Origin of the sequence: Brachybacterium vulturis (genome assembly GCF_002407185.1) — a bacterium.
In the GTDB taxonomy this organism is placed as follows: Bacteria; Actinomycetota; Actinomycetes; order Actinomycetales; family Dermabacteraceae; genus Brachybacterium; species Brachybacterium vulturis.
In genome coordinates this window covers 2,950,702-2,972,574 of the sequence record NZ_CP023563.1, presented here as the reverse complement: position 1 = coordinate 2,972,574, position 21,873 = coordinate 2,950,702, and the positions used below count along the sequence as shown (strand labels likewise).

General features: G+C 71.5%; 20 protein-coding genes. 14 read left to right on the top strand and 6 right to left on the bottom strand.

The window, feature by feature from the left end:
• Window positions 1–28 precede the first annotated feature (28 nt).
• Window positions 29–1,261 (top strand): arginine deiminase, encoded by a 1,233-nt coding sequence (locus CFK38_RS13350; RefSeq protein ID WP_096803508.1) that lies wholly within the window; start codon window positions 29–31, stop codon window positions 1,259–1,261.
• 54 nt (window positions 1,262–1,315) lie between these two features.
• Here the strand turns inward: CFK38_RS13350 and CFK38_RS13345 are convergent, their stop codons facing one another.
• Window positions 1,316–1,888 (bottom strand): GNAT family N-acetyltransferase, encoded by a 573-nt coding sequence (locus CFK38_RS13345; protein WP_245851053.1) that lies wholly within the window; start codon window positions 1,886–1,888, stop codon window positions 1,316–1,318.
• A gap of 236 nt (window positions 1,889–2,124) precedes the next feature.
• On the opposite strand from CFK38_RS13345, the gene gcvT reads away from it, so the two are divergent.
• From gcvT to CFK38_RS13325, 4 genes are all read left to right on the top strand, one after another.
• On the top strand, window positions 2,125–3,258 hold the full coding sequence (gene gcvT, locus CFK38_RS13340; RefSeq protein ID WP_096803507.1) for a glycine cleavage system aminomethyltransferase GcvT: 1,134 nt from the start codon (window positions 2,125–2,127) through the stop codon (window positions 3,256–3,258).
• Between the two features lie 63 nt (window positions 3,259–3,321).
• Window positions 3,322–3,693: a glycine cleavage system protein GcvH gene (gene gcvH, locus CFK38_RS13335; protein ID WP_096803506.1), complete on the top strand. Its 372-nt coding sequence runs from the start codon at window positions 3,322–3,324 to the stop codon at window positions 3,691–3,693.
• Window positions 3,694–3,801: 108 nt separating this feature from the next.
• The gene (gene gcvP / locus CFK38_RS13330) at window positions 3,802–6,744 is read left to right on the top strand and encodes an aminomethyl-transferring glycine dehydrogenase (protein WP_096803505.1); all 2,943 of its coding nucleotides are present in this window, start codon (window positions 3,802–3,804) and stop codon (window positions 6,742–6,744) included.
• Window positions 6,745–6,815: 71 nt separating this feature from the next.
• Window positions 6,816–8,027, top strand: coding sequence for a cobalamin-independent methionine synthase II family protein (locus CFK38_RS13325; protein WP_096803504.1), 1,212 nt, complete (start codon window positions 6,816–6,818; stop codon window positions 8,025–8,027).
• A 48-nt stretch (window positions 8,028–8,075) separates the two neighbouring features.
• On the opposite strand, the gene CFK38_RS13320 is transcribed toward CFK38_RS13325, so the two are convergent.
• Window positions 8,076–8,888, bottom strand: coding sequence for an alpha/beta fold hydrolase (locus CFK38_RS13320; RefSeq protein ID WP_096803503.1), 813 nt, complete (start codon window positions 8,886–8,888; stop codon window positions 8,076–8,078).
• 193 nt (window positions 8,889–9,081) lie between these two features.
• Between CFK38_RS13320 and CFK38_RS13315 the strand changes: the two genes are divergently transcribed.
• The 3 genes from CFK38_RS13315 (at window position 9,082) to CFK38_RS13305 (ending at window position 11,430) form a co-directional block, all read left to right on the top strand.
• Entirely contained in the window at window positions 9,082–10,227 is a 1,146-nt protein-coding gene (locus tag CFK38_RS13315; RefSeq protein WP_096804363.1) for a glycosyltransferase family 4 protein, read from the top strand.
• A 137-nt stretch (window positions 10,228–10,364) separates the two neighbouring features.
• The gene (locus tag CFK38_RS13310) at window positions 10,365–11,108 is read left to right on the top strand and encodes a gamma-glutamyl-gamma-aminobutyrate hydrolase family protein (RefSeq protein ID WP_096803502.1); all 744 of its coding nucleotides are present in this window, start codon (window positions 10,365–10,367) and stop codon (window positions 11,106–11,108) included.
• Between the two features lie 64 nt (window positions 11,109–11,172).
• Window positions 11,173–11,430, top strand: coding sequence for a hypothetical protein (locus CFK38_RS13305; protein ID WP_096803501.1), 258 nt, complete (start codon window positions 11,173–11,175; stop codon window positions 11,428–11,430).
• A gap of 90 nt (window positions 11,431–11,520) precedes the next feature.
• On the opposite strand, the gene deoD is transcribed toward CFK38_RS13305, so the two are convergent.
• Window positions 11,521–12,249: a purine-nucleoside phosphorylase gene (gene deoD, locus CFK38_RS13300; protein ID WP_096803500.1), complete on the bottom strand. Its 729-nt coding sequence runs from the start codon at window positions 12,247–12,249 to the stop codon at window positions 11,521–11,523.
• A gap of 133 nt (window positions 12,250–12,382) precedes the next feature.
• Here deoD and CFK38_RS13295 point away from each other — a divergent pair, with 133 nt between their 5' ends.
• Window positions 12,383–13,663, top strand: coding sequence for an MFS transporter (locus CFK38_RS13295; protein WP_096803499.1), 1,281 nt, complete (start codon window positions 12,383–12,385; stop codon window positions 13,661–13,663).
• Between the two features lie 24 nt (window positions 13,664–13,687).
• On the opposite strand, the gene CFK38_RS13290 is transcribed toward CFK38_RS13295, so the two are convergent.
• Both CFK38_RS13290 and CFK38_RS13285 read right to left on the bottom strand, forming a co-directional pair.
• Window positions 13,688–14,323 carry an L-threonylcarbamoyladenylate synthase gene (locus tag CFK38_RS13290; RefSeq protein ID WP_096803498.1) on the bottom strand — a complete coding sequence of 212 codons (636 nt, stop codon included), beginning with the start codon at window positions 14,321–14,323 and terminating at the stop codon, window positions 13,688–13,690.
• Window positions 14,324–14,358: 35 nt separating this feature from the next.
• Window positions 14,359–14,724, bottom strand: coding sequence for a DUF952 domain-containing protein (locus tag CFK38_RS13285; RefSeq protein ID WP_096803497.1), 366 nt, complete (start codon window positions 14,722–14,724; stop codon window positions 14,359–14,361).
• A 24-nt stretch (window positions 14,725–14,748) separates the two neighbouring features.
• Between CFK38_RS13285 and CFK38_RS13280 the strand changes: the two genes are divergently transcribed.
• From CFK38_RS13280 to CFK38_RS13265, 4 genes are read left to right on the top strand one after another with little or no spacing between them, the layout of a single operon-like run.
• Complete coding sequence (locus CFK38_RS13280) at window positions 14,749–15,117, top strand: GNAT family N-acetyltransferase (RefSeq protein WP_096804362.1); 369 nt, start codon at window positions 14,749–14,751, stop codon at window positions 15,115–15,117.
• Complete coding sequence (locus CFK38_RS13275) at window positions 15,114–15,629, top strand: low molecular weight protein-tyrosine-phosphatase (RefSeq protein ID WP_096803496.1); 516 nt, start codon at window positions 15,114–15,116, stop codon at window positions 15,627–15,629. The genes CFK38_RS13280 and CFK38_RS13275 overlap by 4 nt, the downstream gene beginning before the upstream one ends.
• Window positions 15,626–17,092 (top strand): amidase, encoded by a 1,467-nt coding sequence (locus tag CFK38_RS13270; protein ID WP_096803495.1) that lies wholly within the window; start codon window positions 15,626–15,628, stop codon window positions 17,090–17,092. The genes CFK38_RS13275 and CFK38_RS13270 overlap by 4 nt, the downstream gene beginning before the upstream one ends.
• The gene (locus CFK38_RS13265) at window positions 17,089–17,517 is read left to right on the top strand and encodes an RNA-binding S4 domain-containing protein (RefSeq protein ID WP_096804361.1); all 429 of its coding nucleotides are present in this window, start codon (window positions 17,089–17,091) and stop codon (window positions 17,515–17,517) included. The genes CFK38_RS13270 and CFK38_RS13265 overlap by 4 nt, the downstream gene beginning before the upstream one ends.
• Before the next feature lie 20 nt (window positions 17,518–17,537).
• On the opposite strand, the gene CFK38_RS13260 is transcribed toward CFK38_RS13265, so the two are convergent.
• The gene (locus tag CFK38_RS13260) at window positions 17,538–18,926 is read right to left on the bottom strand and encodes a PrsW family intramembrane metalloprotease (RefSeq protein WP_096803494.1); all 1,389 of its coding nucleotides are present in this window, start codon (window positions 18,924–18,926) and stop codon (window positions 17,538–17,540) included.
• A gap of 296 nt (window positions 18,927–19,222) precedes the next feature.
• Between CFK38_RS13260 and CFK38_RS13255 the strand changes: the two genes are divergently transcribed.
• On the top strand, window positions 19,223–21,859 hold the full coding sequence (locus CFK38_RS13255; RefSeq protein WP_096803493.1) for an ATP-dependent Clp protease ATP-binding subunit: 2,637 nt from the start codon (window positions 19,223–19,225) through the stop codon (window positions 21,857–21,859).
• Window positions 21,860–21,873 lie beyond the last annotated feature (14 nt).

Here is a 21,873-nt window from a genome sequence, read left to right as displayed (position 1 = left end):
TGCGCAGGTCGAGAACCGAGGAGTTCGTATGGCAGTGGCAGCAGAGCACCGGACCGGAGTGCACGACGAGATCTCACCGCTGCGCCGCGTGATCGTCCACGGACCGGGGCCGGAGCTGGAGCGGCTGACCCCCGATTCCCGGGAAGGGCTGCTGTTCGACGAGGTGCTCTGGCTCGACCGGGCCCGGGCCCAGCACCGGCAGTTCAGCGATCTGCTGCGCGGCGAGGGCGTCGAGGTGCTCGAGCTGACGCGTCTGCTCACCGACCTCCTGGAGGATCCCGCCCTGCGCCAGGAGCTGCTGACGCGCGCCCTGGACCCGGGCGTCCTGGGGGACATCGCCGTGCAGGACCTCCACGAGGCCCTCGCCGATCTCGCCCCCGGTCCGTTGGTCGACGTGCTCATCGGCGGCATCACCGTCGGCGAGCTCGGCGCCCTGGGGGTGAGGCCGCGCTCGATCGCCCTGCACCGGGCGGGGGAGGAGCAGCTGGTCCTGGACCCGCTGCCCAATCACATGTTCACGCGGGACCCCTCGGCCTGGATCGGGGACGTGGTCTCCGCCAGTCCCATGCGCCATCCCGCCAGGCGCCGCGAGAGCCTGCATCTGGAGATGATCTACCGCCACCACCCCCGGTTCGCCGGCGCCTCCGGGCCCCGCCGCATCGTCGGCCGGGACGGCGCGGGAGCCGCGACGGTGGAGGGGGGCGACGTGATGATGCTGTCCCCGCGGGTGGTCGCGGTCGGCATGTCGGAGCGCACCAGCACCGTCGGCGTCGAACGGCTGGCTGCGGATCTGCTCGCGGACGGCTCCGTGGAGCGGGTGGTCGCGATCGCCCTGCCGCACCGTCGCTCGATGATGCATCTGGACACCGTCACCACCCTCGTCGACGAGGAGTCGATGCTCCGGTTCGGGGCGCTGGAGCCGCTGGAGACCTTCGAGATCGAGCGTCCCGGGGACCGGCTGGTCTCCCGTGCGCGTCCCGCCGCCGAGATGGACCAGGTGCTGGCCCGCGGGCTCGGGGTCCCCGCGCTGCGCGTGCTGACCCCGCCGTTGGATGCGTACGCCGCGGCCCGGGAGCAGTGGGACGACGGCTGCAACGTGCTCGCCCTGGCCCCCGGGAAGGTCGTCGCCTACGAGCGCGCCGCGGCCACCAACGAGTACCTGCGCGCCCAGGGCGTCGAGGTCCTGGAGTTCAACGGCGACGAGCTGGGGCGCGGTCGCGGCGGTCCCCGCTGCATGAGCTGTCCCGTCGCGCGCGGCTGAGAGCCGCTGTGGCCCGGTGCGAAGCGGCCAGCCGCGGATGTTCGGGGCCGGCACTCAGCGCCGGGTCGGAGGCGGCGGATCGGCCGCGGTCTGCAGAGGCTGGGCGTGCTCCGGCAGCGGATCGTGCAGAGCACGCTCCAGCAGCAGCTGCTGGGCGCCGAACTCCTCGAGCCCCTTGCGCACGGTGAACCCGAGCTTGCGCAGCAGGGCCACGCTGCGCTTGTTGCGGGTCTGGGTGATGGCGATGACCTGCTCGTCCTCGAGCTCGTTGCGTGCCCAGCCGAGCAGGGCGATGCACGACTCCGCCGCATACCCCATGCCGGTCCACTCCGGGAGCAGCGCATAGGAGAGCTCGAGCTCCCCGCGGTCGTAGCCGAGGGTGATCGAGCCGATCATGATGTCGTCCTCGGCGAGGGCGAGCACCCAGCGCCCCCAGGTCAGGCCCAGCGGCGAGAGCTCCAGCGCCTGCCGGGACGCATAGTCCACGGCACCGCCGAGGTATTCACGGGTCACCGGATCGGTCATCAGCCGGATGACCGATCCGCGATCGTCATCGCCCGGCGGCCGGATCACCAGCCGCGGGCTGTGGATCCGTACCGGCCACTCCGTGGTGCCTTCCTTTGTCACGATCCCCACGGTACCCGCTTCCCGGGCCGGCACCGCAGGCCGTCCGGTCGGCGAGGGGGTTCCTCACCGAAGCCTGCTCAGGTTCCGCTCCGGTCCCAGCGCACCGGCGACGGGGACCGCGCACGAACGGTATGGTGAGTCTGCGCCACAGCGAGGTGGCGCACCGGTCGCCGCGACTGCGTGAAGGGCGATGAAGAGCCTGCCCGCCGACCGCCCACGGACGAGTAAGGAGCCTTATGCCCGACCAGGACCTGCGCAGCACCGCCCTCGCGGCGGTCCACGAGGCGCTCGGCGCGACGTTCACCGACTTCGCCGGCTGGCGCATGCCCGTGCGGTACGACTCCGATCTCGCCGAGCACCGGGCCGTGCGCGAGAGCGCCGGCATCTTCGATCTCAGCCACATGGGCGAGATCCACCTGCGCGGCCCCCAGGCCGGGGACGCCCTGGACCACGCCCTGGCCGGCAAGCTCTCGGCGATGTCCGTGGGGCGCGCGAAGTACTCGCTGCTGCTCACCGAGGACGGCGGTGTGATCGACGACGTCATCACCTACCGGCTCTCCGCGGAGCACTTCCTGGTGGTCGCCAACGCGGCCAACGCCGAGGTCGATGCCGCCGAGCTCAGCGCCCGTGCGCAGGGCTTCGACGTCGAGGTCGACGACGCCTCCGCCCGCACCTCGCTGATCGCCGTGCAGGGTCCGGCGAGCGAGCAGATCCTGGGCGACGCACTGCTCGGCAGCGACAGCGGGGTCGAGTCCCTGGCTGCCGCGGACCTCAGCGGGATGAAGAACTACCGCTTCGCCGAGAGCACCTATCGCGGGGAGCCGATGCTGATCGCCCGCACCGGCTACACCGGTGAGGACGGCTTCGAGCTGTACGTCCCGAACGAGCTCGCCGCCGGGCTCTGGGAGCAGCTGACCGCAGCCGGCGGCGACCGCCTGGTCCCGTGCGGACTCGCCTGCCGCGACACCCTGCGCCTCGAGGCCGGGATGCCGCTGTACGGCAACGAGCTGGGCCGCGACCTGTACCCCGCCCAGTCGGGCATGGGCCGCGTGGTCGCGCTGACGTCCAAGGGCGACTTCGTCGGCCGCGCCGGCATCGAGGCCGCGGACATGTCCGACCGCCCGGTCCTGGTGGGCCTGGCCGCCGACGGCCGTCGGGCCGCGCGGGCCGGTGCCCAGGTGCGCGATGCGGACGGACACGAGGTCGGAGCGATCACCTCCGGTGTCCTGTCCCCGACCCTCGGCCACCCCATCGCGATGGGCTTCGTGTCCGCGAGCGCCGCCGAGGTCGGCACCGTTCTGGTGGCCGACGTGCGCGGCAAGGACCTCCCGGTGCGCGTCGTGACGACGCCGTTCTACTCCCGCGACTGAGGCACGCCCCCGATCGACCCCACCGTTCCCCGAGATCTCCTGTCCCCAGAAAGGACCTTTCCCATGTCCGCAGAACTCCTCTACAGCAAGGACCACGAGTGGGTCCGCGTCGACTCCGAGGGCGTCGCCGTCGTCGGCGTCACCGATTTCGCCTCCGAGCAGCTCGGAGACGTCGTCTACGTGGATCTGCCCGAGGTCGACGACGAGATCAGCGCCGGCACCGAGATGGGCGAGATCGAGTCCACCAAGTCGGTCTCCGATCTCTTCTCGCCGATCTCCGGCACCGTCACCGAGGTCAACCAGGCCGTCGTCGACTCCCCGGAGCTGGTCAACTCCTCGCCCTTCGAGGAGGGCTGGCTGGTCAAGGTCAGCTACGAGGCCCTCCCGGACGACCTGATGAACGCCGCGGACTACACCGCCTTCACCCAGTCCTGACCGCTGCGGAGGCGGCCGCCGTGCGCGGCCGCCTCCCGCCGGTGCCACGCGCCGCCGTGCGGCCGCCACGCATCACCACACACACGAAACTCCCAGGGGCCCCACTCCATGACCGCATCGTCTGCGCACGCTCACGATTCCTTCGTCCGCCGCCATGTCGGCACTGATCCCGACGCGCAGCGTCACATGCTCGAGGTCCTGGGCTACGAGTCCCTGGACGCCATGCTCACCGCCGCCGTGCCCAGCACGATCCTGCTGGACCAGGGCGCAGGACCCCGGAGCATCGAGTCCGTGGTGCCCGCCGGCATCACCGAGACCGCCGCGCTCGACGAGCTGCGGACGTTCGCGGACCGCAACACGGTCCACCGCTCCCTGATCGGCCTGGGCTACCACGGCACCCACACCCCCGCGGTGATCCAGCGCAACGTGCTGGAGAACCCTGCCTGGTACACCGCCTACACGCCGTACCAGCCGGAGATCTCCCAGGGCCGCCTCGAGGCGCTGCTGACCTTCCAGACCATGATCTGCGACCTCACCGGGATGGACATCTCCAATGCCTCCACCCTCGACGAGGCGACCTCCGCCGCCGAGGCGATGCTGCTCGCCCGCCGCAGCGTCAAGCGGAACGGCAACGTGTTCCTGGTCGACGCCGACACCCTCCCCGCCACCAAGACGGTGCTGCAGGGCCGGGCCGACGGCCTCGGCATCGAGCTGCGCGAGGTCGACTTCGCCGTCGACGGTGCTCCGGAGGGCGAGTACTTCGGCGCGCTGATCCAGTACCCCGGCGCCTCCGGACGGGTCTGGGATCCGCGCGACGTCATCGCCGAGATCACGTCCACCAAGGCTCTGGCGATCGTCTCCGCCGACCTGCTGGCCCTGACCATGCTCGCCTCGCCCGGCTCCCTCGGCGCGGACGTCACCGTCGGCACCTCGCAGCGCTTCGGCATCCCGCTCGGCTTCGGCGGCCCGCACGCCGGCTTCGTCGCCGTGCGCAAGGGTCTCGAGCGCCAGCTGCCCGGCCGCCTGGTGGGCGTGTCGAAGGATGTCGACGGACATCCCGCGTACCGGCTGTCCCTGCAGACCCGCGAGCAGCACATCCGCCGGGAGAAGGCCACCAGCGCGATCACCACCGCCCAGGTGCTGCTGGCCGTGATGGCGGCGATGTACGCCGTCTACCACGGCCCCGAGGGACTGACCCGGATCGGCCGCACCGTCGCCGATCGCACCGCCTCGCTGGCCGATCTGCTGCGCCGCAGCGGCTTCGAGCTGGTGGGCGAGAGCTTCTTCGACACCCTCGAGGTGCGCACCACCGGCCAGGCCACCGAGATCTGCGCGTCCCTCCGCGACGCCGGGTTCCTCGTGCGCACCGTGGGCGACGACCTGGTGCACCTCTCGCTGGACGAGACCATCACCGCAGCGGACCTCGAGAAGATCGCCGCCGCCTTCGCCCCGCACGCCCCGACCCCGGGCCAGGAGCTGGCCGAGGTCGGCTCGGGCGGCGGCTGGGACTCCCTGGTGCGGGAGGACCCCTTCCTCCAGCACCCGGTGTTCTCCTCCTTCCGCTCCGAGACCGCGATGATGCGCTACCTGCGCCGCCTCGCGGACCGCGACTTCGCGCTGGACCGCGGGATGATCCCGCTGGGCTCGTGCACCATGAAGCTCAACTCCGCCACCGAGATGGCCGGCATCACCTGGGCGGGCTTCAACGCGGTCCATCCGCTCGCGCCCCGCGAGGACGTGAGGGGCTATCTGGAGATGATCACCCAGCTGGAGACCTGGCTCGCGGACCTCACCGGATACGACACCGTCTCCCTGCAGCCCAACGCCGGCTCCCAGGGCGAGTTCGCGGGACTGCTCGCGATCCGCGCCTACCACGCCTCCCGCGGGGAGAGCGGCCGCGAGGTCTGCCTGGTGCCCAGCTCCGCCCATGGCACCAACGCCGCCTCGGCCGTGATCGCCGGGCTGCGGGTGGTGGTGGTCGCCTCCGACTCCCGGGGCAACATCGACCTCGACGACCTGAAGCAGAAGATCAAGGACCACGGCGACGAGCTCGCCGCGATCATGATCACCTACCCCTCCACGCACGGCGTGTACGAGGAGGAGGTGCGCACCGTGTGCGAGCTGGTCCACGATGCCGGCGGCCAGGTGTACGTCGACGGCGCGAACCTCAACGCACTGCTGCAGGTGGCCCGTCCCGGCGAGTTCGGCGGCGACGTCTCCCACCTGAACCTGCACAAGACCTTCTGCATCCCGCACGGCGGCGGCGGCCCAGGGGTCGGCCCGGTGGCGGCGAAGTCGCACCTGGCGCCCTTCCTGCCCGGGCACCCGGAGATGCAGCAGGAGGAGCACCCGGTGATCGGCCAGGGCAGCCGCCCCCATGGCGGCCCGCCGGTCTCGCAGGCTCCCTACGGCTCCGCGTCGATCCTGCCGATCACCTGGACCTACATCCGGCTGATGGGACCGGACGGCCTGCGCCATGCCACCGGTGCCGCCGTGCTCGCGGCGAACTACATGGCCCGCCGCCTCTCCGAGTCCTTCGAGATCCTCTACACGGGGGACAACGACCTGGTGGCCCACGAGTGCATCGTGGACCTGCGCCCCTTCACCGACCGCACCGGGATCACCGTGGACGACGTGGCCAAGCGGCTGATCGACTACGGCTTCCACGCCCCGACCATGTCGTTCCCGGTGGCGGGCACGCTGATGGTGGAGCCGACGGAGTCCGAGGACCTCGCCGAGATCGACCGCTTCGTCGACGCGATGCTGATGATCGCCAAAGAGGCGGAGGAGGTCGTGGCCGGCACCTGGCCGGCGGACGACAACCCGCTGGTCAACTCCCCGCACACCGCCGCCTCGATCGCCACGGGGGAGTGGACCCATCCCTACTCGCGCGAGGTCGCCGTCTACCCCGGCAGCTGGACCGCGCTCGAGGACGACTCCGTCCACGACAGCGCCCAGATGCGGATCCAGTCGAAGTACTGGCCGCCGGTGCGCCGTGTCGAGCAGGCCTTCGGCGACCGCAACCTGGTGCCCACCTGGCCGCGTGACTGAGACCCGGCCCGTGTGAACACCTGTGACGCCCCGGTTTCCGACCGGGGCGTCACCCTTCGTAGGCTCGGTCCATGACCGAGATCCTCACCACCCACGCCGGCTCCCTCCCTCGCAGCCCCGAGCTGATCGAGGCCAACGCCGCCCGCCCCGTCGGCGCCGACGGTCTCACCCCCGAACCCACCGCCGAGTTCCGCGAGGTGCTGCGGCAGGCCGTGGTGGACGTGGTGGCGAGGCAGCGGGAGATCGGCATCGCGATCCCCAACGACGGCGAGTACGGGCACCTGATGGGCTCGGCCGTGAACTTCGGCTCCTGGTGGTCCTACATCTTCGACCGCGTCAACGGCCTGGAGATCACCGGGGAGGACATCTTCTCCTCCGAGCCGGTGCGCTCCGCGCCCGGCGACGTGCGCCTGACCACCTTCCCGGACCGCCGCGACTGGACCCTCTTCGCCGAGGCCTACCAGGATCCGACCTCCGGCATCACCGTCGGCTCCCAGCCCACCTTCCCGGCCGCGACCGGCGCGGTCGGCTACTCGGACACCGGGCGTGCGCTCATCGCCCAGGACATCGCCAACGCGCGCGCGGCCTTCGACGCCGCCGGCTACGAGCACGGCTTCCTGAACTCCCTCTCACCCGGCTCGGGCAGCCGCATCGTCGATGCCCACTACGGAGATGTCGACGCCTTCCTGGATGCCTGGGTCGCGGTGATGCGGCCCGAGTACGAGGCGATCGCCGCCGCCGGCCTCACGGTGCAGGTCGACGATCCCTCGATCGCCGAGAACTGGGACCAGATCAACCCCGAGCCGAGCGTCGAGGACTACCTCGCCTTCACCCGCAAGCGGGTCGACGCCGTGAACCGCGCCCTGGTGAACGTCCCCACGGCGCAGACTCGCTTCCACCTCTGCTGGGGCTCCTGGCACGGACCGCACACCACGGACATCGAATTGCGCCACCTCGCTCCGCTGCTGCTGGAGATCGACGCGAAGTACGTCAGCTTCGAAGCGGCGAACGTGCGCCACGAGCACGAATGGACCGTGTGGCAGGAGCTGACCCTGCCCGAGGACAAGGTGCTGGTGCCCGGCATCGTCTCCCATGCCACCAACGTCGTCGAGCACCCGGAGCTGGTGGCCCAGCGCCTGGAGCGCTTCGCGCGGCTCGTCGGGCCCGAGCGCGTGATCGGCTCGACCGACTGCGGACTCGGCGGACGCATCCACCCCCAGATCGCCTGGGCGAAGCTGGAGTCCCTCGTGGAGGGTTCGAAGATCGCCTCGCGGCGGGTCTGAGGACCTCCGCGCCCGTCGGCCGCCCCGCGGCGGTGCGACGGCCGACGGTCAGGTCGCACCCAGATGGGCGAGCACCCGCTCCGCGACCAGCTGCGGATTCCTGTCGATCGCCTCGTGCCCCTGGCCGGGCAGGTCGACGATCTCGGCATTCGGCAGCGCGGCGGCCAGCTGCCGGGTCACCGCAGACGCCCAGGGCCTGCTCTCGGTGCCGAGCAGGAGCATCACCGGCTGGCGGACGTCCACGGCCAGACCGGTGAGGTCCGCGCCGCGCAGCGCCTCGGCTTCCCGCACCATCGTCCGCCGGACGATCGGCAACGGGTCGCCGCCGCCGGCTCGCTCACGCAACGCCTGGACCTCCTGCGGGCTGTAGCCGATCACGTCCACCAGGAAGCTCACCATCGCCGGGCCGGGCCGGTCCTGGGCGATGAGAGCGCGCATCCGCTCGAGCCAGTCCGCGGTGACCGTCGGCGGTCCGGGCGGCTCGTAGAGCACCAGGCGCCGCATCGGGGCCCCGGCGGCCGCGGCCCCGAGCGCGCACAGCGCACCGAAGCTGTGGGCGAGCACATCGATCGGTGACCCCTGCCGGTGCGCGAGGTGTTCGGCGACGGCGAGCACATCGCGCTGCTCGGCCGCGAGGGAGTACTGCTCCCCGTCCCCGCTGGATCCGCGCCCGCGCCGGTCCATCGCGGTGATCTCGACGTGCTCGGTCAGCAGCGGCAGCAGGGGGTCCCAGCGGTCCGCGGTGCCCATGCCGCCATGGACCAGCAGGAGGGCGGCCCCGTCCCCGATGGTGCGGAGGCCGAGGCGTATTCCGTCGGCCCCGACCGCCGTCGTGCGGTCCCGACCCGGAGGAGTGTGCATATCCGCTCACCTGCTGTGCGGCACGGGGACGGCTGCAGCCGTCCACCTGGGAGTCCCAGCGTAGTCCTGTGCTGCGGTCACCACAGCACGCAGCCGGGACCGGGCCGGAGTTCTCGAGGAGTTCACCCGGGCGCCGTCCGGGGGCAAGGTCGCGGTGACCGTACCGACACCCTGCTGGCGCATCATCGAGGGCGTGAGGATCCTCGTCGTCTCCGAATCGTTCCTGCCGCACCTGAACGGCGTCACGGGCTCGGTGCTCCGCGTCCTCGACCACTTCGCCGCCACCGGCGACGACCTCGGTGTCATCGCCCCGCGGTGGCCGGGTGCCACCACCTCCCTGCCCACCTCCTGCGGCCGGCAGGTGCCGGTGCGCCGCATCGCCTCCGCCCCCATGCCCGGCTGCGGGGACGTGCGCATCGCCACCACCAGCGCCTCGGCGCTGCGCCGACGCATCGACGAGTTCCGGCCCGACGTCATCCACCTCGCCTCCCCGATGATCCTCGGCGGCCGCGCCGCGGTCGCGGCGCAGCGGGCCGGCGTCCCCACGGTCGCCGCTTATCAGACCGATGTCCCCGGGTCCACCGCGCGGTACGGCATGCCGTTCCTCCAGAGCGCCACCTGGCAGCTGCTGCGGGACGTGCACAACCGGGCGACGGTGAACCTAGCCCCGTCCCACGCGAGCCGCGACCAGATGCTCAGCCACGGCATCGAGCGGGTGGACCTGTGGCGGCGCGGCGTGGACACCTCGCTGTTCTCGCCGGCGCTGCGCAGCGAATCGCTGCGCGCCGCCTATGCGCGGCCCGAGGAGAAGCTGGTGGCCTACGTGGGTCGCCTCGCTCCCGAGAAGCAGGTCGCGGACCTCAGGATCATCCATGACATGCCCGGGGTGCGTCTGCTGATCGTGGGCGACGGACCGGAGAAGGACAGGCTGCGACGGCTGCTGCCCCGGGCGCACTTCGCCGGGTTCCGCACCGGCACCGATCTGGCCGCCCACCTCGCCAGCGCCGATCTGTTCATCCACCCCGGCGAGCTGGAGACCGTCGGCCAGACCCTCCAGGAGGCCATGGCCTCCGGACTGCCGGTGATCGCCCCGCGCCGCGGGGGACCGGTGGACCTGGTCGCCCCCAGCCGCACCGGCTGGCTCTTTACCCCCGGCATGCTCGACGAGCTGCGCGACCGCGCGCGCGATCTGCTGTTCGACGACGCGAAGCGGAGAGCCTTCGGCAGAGCGGCCGAGGAGTCCGTGCGCCGACGCATCTGGCCGGTGGTCGCCGAGCAGCTGCGCGGCTACTACCTCCAGGCGATCGAGCAGCACGGACGCATCGGAGCGCTCCGCTGACACCCCGGCCTGCGCCGCCCCGAGCCGCTGTCACATTCCGCCACAGAGCTCGCCCGACGTCCCGCAGGTGCGGTGAACTGGGTCCAGTCGTCGACCGGCGGCCCGGAACCTCGCTCCTCTGCGGAAAGGACAACATCATGGCGCAGCGCACTCGTCGCCCGCTCATCGGCGTGACCGCGGGGACCCGCACGATGATGTCGGGCGCCTGGTCGGGCCATGACGCCGTCTGTGTCAACGAGCAGTACGTGCGCGCCCTGCGCGAGGCCGGTGCCCGTCCCGTCATCCTCGCTGTGCAGGACGAGTGGAGCGACGAGGAGATCGCCGAGCTGGACGGTCTCGTGCTCACCGGCGGGACCGACCTCGATCCGGCCGCCTGGGGCGCGGACGCCCTGGCCACCGACATGATCCCGGATCCGGAGCGGGACGCGTTCGAGACTGCGCTGTACCGCGCCGCCCGCCGCAACGACGTGCCCGTGCTGGGGATCTGCCGCGGACTGCAGATCATCGTCGTCGCCGAGGGCGGTGCGCTGCACCGCCACCTGCCCGTGGATCTGCCGGCGCATCCTGCCACCGGCCTGGAGCCCACCGCGGTCGAGGCCGAGGTGGAGGCCGCCAGCGACCTCGCCCTCGCCCTCGGCACCCGCGCCGAGGTCACCGCGTTCCACCACCAGGGCGTGCGTGCCGTGCGCGGGGACCTGCGGATCGTGGCCCGCCACGCCAGCGGTCTCCCGCTCGCCGTGGAGGCGGAGACCGGCTCGAGCGTCCTGGGGGTGCAGTGGCATCCGGAGATCGACGGGGAGTGCGGCGCGGCGCTGTTCGAGAGCCTGCTCACGGCGATCCACCACCGCGAGGTGTCCGCTCCCGTGGGCTCCCTGGTCTAGGATGGGCACGATCGCCCGCAGCACGTGCGGGATCGAGCGGATCTGAGTCGGAAGAAGAGGGATCATGAGCAACGAGCACGTCACGGACGGGCCCCGCGCACAGGTGCACGAGGACGAGAACGTGACCTCGAAGGGCAACAGCGTCGGCCTGTCGATCGTGCTGTTCGCCGTGCTGTTCTGCCTCTTCGCCGGTGGGCTGTACGTGATGAGCCTGATCACGATGGAGGATCCCCATGTGCTCGTCTTCTGCGGCGGCCTGGCGATGTGCATGGTCTCGCTGTACGCCACCTTCGACCTGGTGCCGCGCTTCTTGAACCGGTGACCACCCGCTGAACCTCCCTCGTGCCCGGCGCCTCACGGCGACCGGGCACGAGCATGTCCGGGGCAGGTCCCCGAGCGCGGCGGCTGCGGTTCAGCGGGAGGGCCGCACCGCCTCGAGACGCACGATCGACTCCAGCGCCACCACGATCATGTCCTCGAAGGTCTCCTGACGCTCCTGCGAGCTGGTCTTCTCCCCGGTGAGGAGATGATCCGAGACGGTGCACAGCGCGAGCGCGCGACGGGAGAACTGCGCCGCCAGCGTGTACAGCGCCGCGGTCTCCATCTCGACCCCGAGCACCCCGTACCCCGCGAGGGTCTCCGTGATCTCCGTGTCGGGGCTGTAGAACTGGTCGGAGGAGAAGAGCCCACCGGCCGTCACCGGCAGCAGCCGCTCCTCGGCGACCTCGGCCGCCAGCCTCGCCAGGGTGAAATCCGCCGTCGGGGCAAAGGAGACCTGGCCGAAGCGCGGCACGTTCATCGCGGAGTCGGTGGAGGCGGAGACGCCGAGGATGACGTCGCGCACGCTCACCGTCTCCGACAGCCCGCCGCAGGTGCCCACGCGGACGATGGCCTCCACGTCGAAGTCCTGGAACAGCTCCTGGGCGTAGATGGCCATCGAGGGCTGCCCCATGCCCGAGCCCTGGGCGGAGACGCGGACCCCGCGATAGGTGCCGGTGAAGCCGAGCATCCCGCGCACGTCGTTGTACTGCACGGGATCCTCGAGGAAGGTCTCGGCGATCCAGCGGGCACGATAGGGGTCGCCGGGCATGAGCACGTAGGGGGCGATCTGGCCGGGCGCGGCGCCAAGATGTGTCGACATGGTGCCAGGGTACGGCGCTGGGCGCTCCGGCGTCGGGCGCAGGCGCCGGGGCGCGGGGCGGTGCGGCCGGGCACCGGCGACGAGGCCCCCGCCTGCTGGTCGACGACGAGCGGATGGTCCACAATGGTGTCTCGTGAACGCTCACGCGCCGTCCTCCGGCGACCTCACCCGACCCGCCGTCCCCGCCTCAGTGCGCCGTGCCCGCTGGGCCGTCTCCCTGGTCTTCTTCCTCAACGGCGCCTCGTTCTGCGCGATCATGCCGCGCTACCCGGAACTGGTGGACACGATCGGGCTGAGCAACACCGCCTTCGGACTCGCGATCGGGCTCGGACCGATCGGCGGGCTGCTCTCGGGCCTGTTCGCGGCGCGACTGATGGGCGGCTTCGGCTCGGCGCGTGTCGCGGTGGCCGCACAGATCATCGCCTCGACCTCCCATCTGCTGGTCTACACCGCCGGGAGCTGGCTGTGGCTGGCGCTCTCCCTCGCCCTCGCGGCCGCCGCCGATGCGATCACCGATATCTCGATGAACTCCCACGGGATGCGCGTCGAGCGTCGCTACCGCCGCTCGATCATGAACAGCTACCACGGCTGGTGGTCCCTCGGGGCGGTCGTCGGCGGTCTGTTCGGTGCGGCCGCCGCCCAGCTCGGGCTCCCGCTGTGGGGCCAGGGCATGATCGGGCTGCTCCTGTTCGGCGCCCTGGCCGCGGGATCCTTCCGCTTCCTGCTGCCCGGTCACGACTCCGCAGAGCGCACGCCCGCGCCGGGGACCGCCGGCCCGTCGGCCGCCTCCGCGGGCGAGGTGCCCGCCGATGCCTCCCCGCACGGGCTGCGCATCGCGGGGATGAGCCTGCATGCGCTGGTGCTGGTGAGCGCGCTCGGCATGGTGCTGGTGTTCGCCGGCTCCACGGAGGATGCCGGGAGCACCTGGGGCGCCCTGTTCATGACCGAGACCTTCGGAGCCGCCCCCTTCCTGGCCGGCATGGCCTTCGTCGCGATGCAGGGAGCGCAGACCATCGGCCGCTTCACCGGGGATGCCGTCGTGGACCGTCTGGGGGACCGTGCCACCGCCCGTCTGGGGGCCCTGGTGGGGATGACCGGGATGAGCCTCGCGCTGCTGATGCCCTCAGCCGCCATGGCAGTGATCGGCTTCGCCGCCGCCGGCTGGGGCGTGGCCACCCTGTTCCCCGCCGCCTTCCGTGCGGCCGACGAACTCCCGGGCGTACCCCCCGGCGTCGGCATCACGGTGGTGGGGTGGTTCGCACGCCTCGGCTTCTTCCTCACACCGCCCCTGGTGGGAGCCCTCGCAGATGCCATGACCCTGCGCTATGCGCTGTGGATGGTCCCGGTGTACGCGCTGGGCATCCTGCTCTTCTCCACCGTGCTCAGCACCCGGGATCGGCACGCAGCGGCCTGAGCACTCCGCTCCCGGACCGGGGGGTCAGAACCGGCTGACGTCCCCGGCACCCTCCCGGGCGATCACCAGGTCGCCGCCGGACAGGTCGACGACCGTGGTCGGCTCCGTGCCCACCTCACCGGAATCGATGATCGCCTCGACCTGCTCGCCCAGCAGGTCCTGGACCACCCAGCCCTCCGTGGGCGGCTCCTCCTGCTCCGGCAGCATCAGGGTGGAGGAGACGATCGGTGTGCCGAGCGCCTCGACCAGGGCATGCGCCACCCGGTGATCCGGGATCCGCACCCCGACCGTGTGCTTCTTGGGATGCGCCATCTTCCGCGGCACCTCCCGGGTGGCCGGGAGGATGAAGGTGTACGGACCGGGGGTGGAGTTCTTGACCAGGCGGAAGGTCGGGTTCGAGACCAGCACGAACTGTCCCAGCTGCGAGAAGTCCGCGCACACCAGCGTGAAATGGTGGTCCTTGCCGACCTGCCGGATCCGGCGGATGCGCTCGAGCCCCTCGGCGTTGCCGAGCGTGCAGCCCAGTGCATAGCAGGAGTCCGTCGGGTAGGCGATCAGGCCGCCTTCCTCCAGCACCGCCACCGCCTGCTCGATCAGGCGTGGCTGCGGATCCTGCGGATGGATATCGAGATACTTCGCGGAGCGACGTGACCTGGCCATACCCGATGGTACGCCGGAGCCTTTCGGCACGTCGATCAGGCGACGACCACGAATTCTCGGCCGATCCACTTGGTGCGGCGCAGCCGGACCACGGCGCTGACCGGCAGCGGGCCCTTGATGTGTGGGTAGCCGCGACCCTTGCCGTCCACATCGGCCTCGATGTCCACGGCGATGCCGGCCGCCTCGACACGGGCCACGTCGATCTCGAGGATCACCAGAGCTGCGGGGCGATCCGGGTAGACGCGCTTGGCGACCTTCGAGACCTGCTCGGGCCAGGAGGCATGGAGGAAACCTTCGTCGGCGAGCTCGCGATCGCGCGTGGCGCGGGTGTACGAGCCCGACCGGACCGCCGCCTCCCAGGCGGACAGTTCGGTGATGTGCCAGATCAGGGGCGCGGGCATGACCGGCAGTGTACCGTGATCGGCATGGATGAGACCTCCGCCGAGCCGGGCGCGGTGCGCCTGGTCCACAATGCCGATCGGGACCGCTACGAGGCGCTGGACGGGGACGAGGTCGTCGCCGTCCTCGCCCATGAGGATGAGGATCCGCCGGACGGCGACGGCCTGGCCGTCGGCGTGCGTCTGCGGGACCTGCGCTCCACCGTGGTCGCCCCCGAGCGCTCCGGTGCCGGGATCGGCTCTGCGATCGTGCGATTCGCTCTCGACGACATCCGTGGCCTGGGCATGACCGTCCGTCCCACCTGCTGGTTCGTGCGCGGATGGATCGAACGCCACCGCGAGTACGCGGACCTGCTGGAGACCACCGCCCACCCGAAGGACGGAGGCGGACGATGACCTACCGGATCCTCACCATCTGCACCGGCAACATCTGCCGATCCCCGATGGCCGAGTACGCCCTGCGCGAGGCCATCGAGCAGGCGGGCCTGGCAGAACACGTCGAGGTCGCCTCCGCAGGCACCTCCGGCTGGGAGGTCGGGAACCCGATCGACCCCCGCGCCGGTGACCTGCTGCGCCGTCACGGCATCGGAACCGACGGCCACCGGGCCCGGCAGATGGACAGCGCCGAGCTGCAGGCGGCCGACCTCGTGCTCACGCTCGACCACGACCACGTCGGCCCCGTGCAGCAGGCGCTGGGCACCTCCCGGGCCGCGAAGACGGTGCGGATGGTGCGGGACTTCGCGCCGCGCCCCGTCGAGGACACCGGCATCCGCGACCCCTGGTACGGGGACGAGGGCGACTTCGACACCGCCTGGCAGCAGATCGACGACGCGCTCGCCGGGATCGTCGACCACGTGCGCAGCGCCGTGCCCGAGGCGGAGCGGCGCAGAGCGGGGGAGCAGCGGTGAGCGGGCAGCCCGAGACACCACGCGGCGCGCTGGAGACGGCCGCCGCCCTGCGCACCGGAGAGCTCGACGTCGAGGATCTCGCCGAGCACACCCTCGACGCCGCACGATCGACGGGCGCCGCGGTGGGGGCCTTCGCCCATCTCCTGGAGGAGCTCACCCGCGAGCAGGCCCGAGCCGTGGCCGAAAGGCTCGAGGAGTCCCGTCGCGGCGGGGCTGTCCAGGAGCTCGCCGACCGGCTGCCGCTGCTCGGGGTGCCGCTGCCGATCAAGGACCTCACCCAGGTCGCCGGGGCACCCTTCGAGGCGGGCAGCGCGGCGCTCGCCGGGAACATCGCGACGCTGACCGACGGGGTCGCCCAGCAGATCCTCGACGGCGGCACCCTGACCATCGGCAAGACCTCGACCCCGGAGTTCGGACTGCCCTGCTACACCGAGCCGGCCACCGGGGCTCCCGCCCGCACCCCCTGGGACCTGGACCGCACTGCCGGCGGGTCCAGCGGCGGCGCGGCCGCAGCGGTGGCCAGCGGGATCGTCCCGCTCGCCCACGGCTCCGACGGCGGCGGGTCGGTGCGCATCCCCGCCGCCTGCTGCGGCATCGTCGGTCTCAAGCCCTCTCGCGGAGTCATCTCCCCGGGCCCGTACGGCAGTGAGGGGATGGGCCTGGTCACCGACGGGATCCTGACCCGCAGCGTGCGGGACGCCGCCGCCGGGCTCGATCTGCTCGCCGGTCCGCGCATCGGGGACTTCGCCCCCGCGGCCCCCGCTCCGGACTCCTACCTCACCCGCCTCGACAGTGAGGGCGCGCCGAGCGGGCCGCTGCGGATCGGCGTGCTGCGCGCACCGCTGGCCGCGGAGACCACCGTCCACCCGGCCGCCCTGCGCGGCCTCGAGCGGGCACTCGAGGTGCTGCGCGGGCTCGGCCATGAGCTCACCGATATCCCGGCCCCGTTCACCCCCGAGGACTGGACCGCCTTCATGCCTCTGTGGACCGTCGGCGCGGCCTCGATCCCGTTGGACGAGGCGCAGGAGGGGACGCTCCTCGAGCTCACCCGCTGGCTGCGGGAGCGCGGTCGCAGGTACAGCGGCGTCGACCTCGCCCGAGCCTTCACCGGTGTGCAGACGCTCTCCAGGCGCACCCTGGAGGCCTTCGCCCCCTTCGACGTCGTGATCACCCCGGCACTGGCTGGTCCTCCTGCCCGCCCCGCGGAGCTGCAGCTGGCCGACGGCGGCGCCGACTTCGACGCCCAGCGCGCCTTCACGCCCTGGACCAGCACCTGGAACATGCTCGGTGCCGCCGCGATCGCCATCCCGCTGCACCGGGAGGTCGTCGACGGGGCCGAGCTGCCGTTCGGCGTGCACCTCGGCGCGACCCGGCACGGAGACGACGCCCTGCTGCTGTCCGTGGCCGCGCAGCTGGAGGCCCACGACCCGTGGCCGCTGGTGCGCACGCCGCACGGCGCATGAGCGGCCTCGCCGGAGCGGACGGGCCGCAGACCATCCGCCTGGACGTGTGGCTGTGGAGCGCCCGGCTGCTGCCCACCCGCTCCGCGGCGACGGCCGCCTGCCGGGGCGGGCACGTGCGCCGCAACGGGGAGCCGGTCAAGGCGGCGCAGAAGATCGTGGTCGGAGACGAATTGCGGGTGCGCTCCCGGGGCCGGGAGCGGATCGTGATCGTCACCCGGATCCTCACCACCCGGGTGGGCGCGCCGATCGCTCGCGAGGCGTACGAGGACCACAGCCCGGAGCCGGCGCCCCAGCTGGCCGCGGCGCCGCCCCGCCGGGAGCGCGGCACCGGCAGGCCCACCAAGCGTGAGCGCCGGCAGTTCGACCGGCTGCGCGGCCGCGATTCCTCTCGCGGCCCGGACTCGGATCCGCACCACGAGCACTGAGCGGGAGAGCGCCCCGAGGCTCAGCGTGCGAAGGCCAGCAGCTCCTGCCGGTTCGCGGTGAGCCGCAGCAGGAGGTTCCGCTCGATCCCGACGACCTTCGGGTTCGCGCCGTCGGCCAGCAGTCGTTGACGGATCGAGGCGAGGTCCGCGCTCTCCCGGATGAATCTCTTCATCACGGGCTTGGCACCGATCTGCGAGGCCCAGCGTTTGCCCTCGGCCCGACCCCTCCAGGTGGCGAGCATGTCCACCTCCTCATGGGTGAGCCAGCCCTGGTTGGCGTAGTCGCCCAGCCGGACCCTGGTCAGTCGCGACTCGTCCCAGATCAGCACGCCGATGACGATCAGCCACAGCAGCACCAGGAGGCCCTGCCCGCCGTACATCAGCACCGTGGGGAGCCCGAGCACGGCGGAGAAGTTCCATACTGCGTGCAGCAGCATCCCGGGGATCAGCGCCGGCAGGAACACCAGGAAGCCCATGACGCTGCCCCACTTGCGCACGACGACGCCGACGATGATGCCCGTGGCCGCTGTGTAGATCGCGTGGCCGAAGATGCCCATCACGCCGCGCCAGAAGAAGCTGAACAGCACGCCCTCGGCGCCGGCCCCCTCGAGTCCGCGGGTGTAGTAGAGGATGTTCTCGGTGAAGGCGAAGCCGCCGCCGATCAGCGCGCCGTAGATCAGGCCGTCCAGCGGCCCGTTGAAGTAGCGACGGGCGAGCAGCATCAGCAGCAGCAGCCCGAGACCCTTGGTGATCTCCTCGACCAGGGGTGCGCTGAGCACGGGGCCGACGAACTCCGCGGCGGCCTCGCTGCCGGTGACCATGTAGACCAGGAGCCCGTTCAGGGTGTTGAGGATGTAGCTGATGCCGGCGGCGATGGCCGCACCCCAGAACACCGCCACGAGCAGCAGGGGCACAGGCTGCGGATCCCAGCGATCTGCCAGGAACATGACCAGCGCGATGGTGAGCAGGGAGATCGAGGCGAGGAAGGCGGTGACCGGCCACCACACCGGGTTCGAGCTCGACGTGGTGACGAACTGGAGGAAGAGGTAGCCCAGGACCAGCAGCAGGGAGATGCCGAGCACGAGGACGGCGAGCCACACCATGATGTTCACGGTGGGCGTCCGGGTGGCATTCTGGGTGACGTCCTGGACCCGGCGGGTCTGGGTCGACCAGGCGGACTGGGGCTGGGCCTGAGCGGGGCGCTGGATCTGGGCCGGTGCGAAGCGGGCTGCGGTGAGCCCCGATGCGGGCCGTACCGAGGTGTCGTACGCGCGGGGGTTGCCGTAGTCGAGGTAGCGCGGCGGGGGCTGGGAGGACGGCGCACCGGGAGCGCCCCCGGGGGCGCCGGGCCGCGGACGGCCGTTGGGCATGTACTGGCTGTTCTGCGGCGGTGTCGGGGGCTGAGTCATGGGGGCCTCATTTTCGACGGCGGCGGGACGAGGGAGGAGGGGCGCGAGGTCGGCGCCGGTGGTGCCGCGGGACGACGGCTCCTGGTGCGAGTGCGATGCTACAGGCGTGCGCTCCCCTCATCGCCGAGAGGAACAGCGGCGGGGGACGGGATGTGGACGCAGGGACAGCATCGGACCGAGATCTGCTCGGACCGCACATAGGTTGAGTGGAATAGACTCAACTTGCCTGTCGTTGACCGTGTCAGATGTCGTGGAGTTCAGGTCCACGACGCCAGAGCACTCAGGAGAGGAGCCCCGTGGAGTTCCAGTTCACCACCCGGTCACAGGAGGCCGTCACCGCCGCCGCGGAGAAGGCCGTCGAGCTCGGCAATCCTCAGATCAGCTCCCTCCACCTGCTGTGGGCGCTGGCCGGGCAGGCCGACGGCATCGGTCGTGCCGCCCTCGAGAAGGTCGGCGCGGAGCCCGGGGACGTGATCCGCCGCAGCGCCCAGGCGATCGATGCGCTGCCGCGTGCCAGCGGCGGATCGTCCCCCACCTTCGTCGGCACCGGGTTCGACGCCCTCGAAGCGGCCCGCCGGGAGGCGGATGCCGCCCACCGCACCTACCTGTCCACCGAGCATCTGATGATCGGCATCGCGCTCGGCAAGGACCCGGCCGCCCGACTGCTCACCGCGGTCGCTGCGACACCGAGAGCCCTGCGCGATGCCGTCCAGGAACTGACCACAGGAGATGACCGCATGACCCAGATGGATTCCCAGCACCCCGAGGGCGCCTTCCAGAGCCTCGAGAAGTTCGGCGTCGACCTCACCGAGCTGGCCCGGGAGGGTCAGCTGGACCCGGTGATCGGCCGCGACGGCGAGATCCGCCGCGTGGTGCAGGTGCTCTCGCGCCGCACCAAGAACAACCCCGTGCTGATCGGTGAGCCGGGAGTCGGCAAGACCGCCGTGGTGGAGGGGCTGGCACAGCGGATCGTCGCGGGCGACGTCCCGGACTCCCTGCGCGGCAAGCGCCTGGTCTCTCTCGATCTGTCCTCGATGGTCGCCGGCTCGAAGTACCGCGGCGAGTTCGAGGAGCGGATGAAGGCCGTGCTCGACGAGATCCGCAGCAGCGACGGTCAGATCATCACCTTCATCGACGAGCTGCACACCGTGGTCGGAGCCGGCGGCTCCGGCGACGGTTCGATGGACGCCGGCAACATGCTCAAGCCCATGCTCGCCCGCGGCGAGCTGCGGATGGTCGGCGCCACCACCCTGGACGAGTACCGCGAGAACATCGAGAAGGACCCCGCGCTCGAGCGGCGCTTCCAGCAGGTGCTGGTGGGCGAGCCCAGCGTCGAGGACACGGTGACGATCCTGCGCGGTCTCAAGGACAAGTACGAGGCCCACCACAAGGTCACCATCACCGATGCCGCGCTGGTGGCGGCCGCGGCCCTGTCCTCGCGCTATATCTCCGGCCGGCAGCTGCCGGACAAGGCCATCGACCTGGTCGACGAGGCGGCCTCTCGTCAGCGCATGGAGCTGGACTCCTCGCCCGAGCAGCTGGACATCCTGCGCCGCCAGGTGGATCGGCTGAAGATGGAGGAGCTCGCGCTCGCCGGCAGCGAGGACCCGGGCAGCCTCGCCCAGCTGGAGTCCGTGCGCTCGCAGCTGGCCGACCGGACCGAGCAGATGGACGAGCTCTCTGCCCGCTGGGAGCGGGAGAAGGCCGGCCTGAACCTCGTCGGCGATCTCAAGGCGCAGCTCGAGCAGCTCCGCATGCAGGCCGATCGGGCGCAGCGTGACGGTGATCTGACCGCCGCCTCCAAGATCCTGTACGGGGACATCCCGGCGCTCAAGGAGCAGCTGCGCGATGCGGAGGAGCAGGAGTCCGACGAGCACAGCGAGCAGCAGCGGCCGATGGTCGCCGATCACGTGGGGCCCGATGACATCGCCGAGGTGGTCGAGGCCTGGACCGGGATCCCGTCCGGCCGGCTGCTGCAGGGCGAGACCGAGAAGCTGCTGCAGATGGAGCAGATCATCGGTCGGCGCCTGATCGGTCAGCAGCGGGCGGTCGCCGAGGTCTCGGACGCCGTGCGCCGGGCCCGGGCGGGGATCTCGGATCCGCACCGCCCCACCGGCTCCTTCCTGTTCCTCGGACCCACGGGCGTGGGCAAGACCGAGCTCGCCAAGGCCCTGGCCGAGTTCCTCTTCGACGACGAGCGGGCCATGATCCGCATCGACATGTCCGAGTACGGCGAGAAGCACACCGTCTCCCGGCTGGTCGGCGCGCCTCCGGGATATGTGGGCTACGACCAGGGCGGGCAGCTCACCGAGGCGGTGCGGCGCAGGCCGTACTCGGTGGTGCTGCTCGACGAGATCGAGAAGGCGCACCAGGACGTGTTCGACGTGCTGCTGCAGGTGCTCGACGACGGTCGGCTCACCGACGGTCAGGGACGGACCGTGGACTTCCGCTCCACGATCTTCATCCTCACCTCGAACCTCGGGGCCGTCGCCCTGCAGGACCAGACCCTCACCGAGAAGGAGAAGCACGATCGGGTGATGCAGGTGGTGCGGGCCTCGTTCAAGCCGGAGTTCCTCAACCGCCTGGACGACATCGTCATGTTCGACGCCCTGGATCGGGACGAGCTGGGCAGCATCGTCGCGCTGCAGGTCCAGGAGGTCGCCGAGCGTCTGCGGGAGCGCCGCATCACGCTGGCCGTGGAGGAGTCCGCCACCCGCTGGCTCGCTGCGGAGGGCTTCGACCCGCTGTACGGGGCGCGTCCGCTCAAGCGCCTGGTGCAGAAGGAGATCGGCGACGGTCTCGCCCGGCTGATCCTGCGCGGCGAGGTGCAGGACGGGCAGAGCGTCGCGGTCACCGTCGATGAGCGGGACCACGGCCTGCGGCTGGTCGTGGCCGGGGACGACGGCGAGGCGGAGCCCGCCCGGCGGGAGTGAGGCTCCCGGCCGGG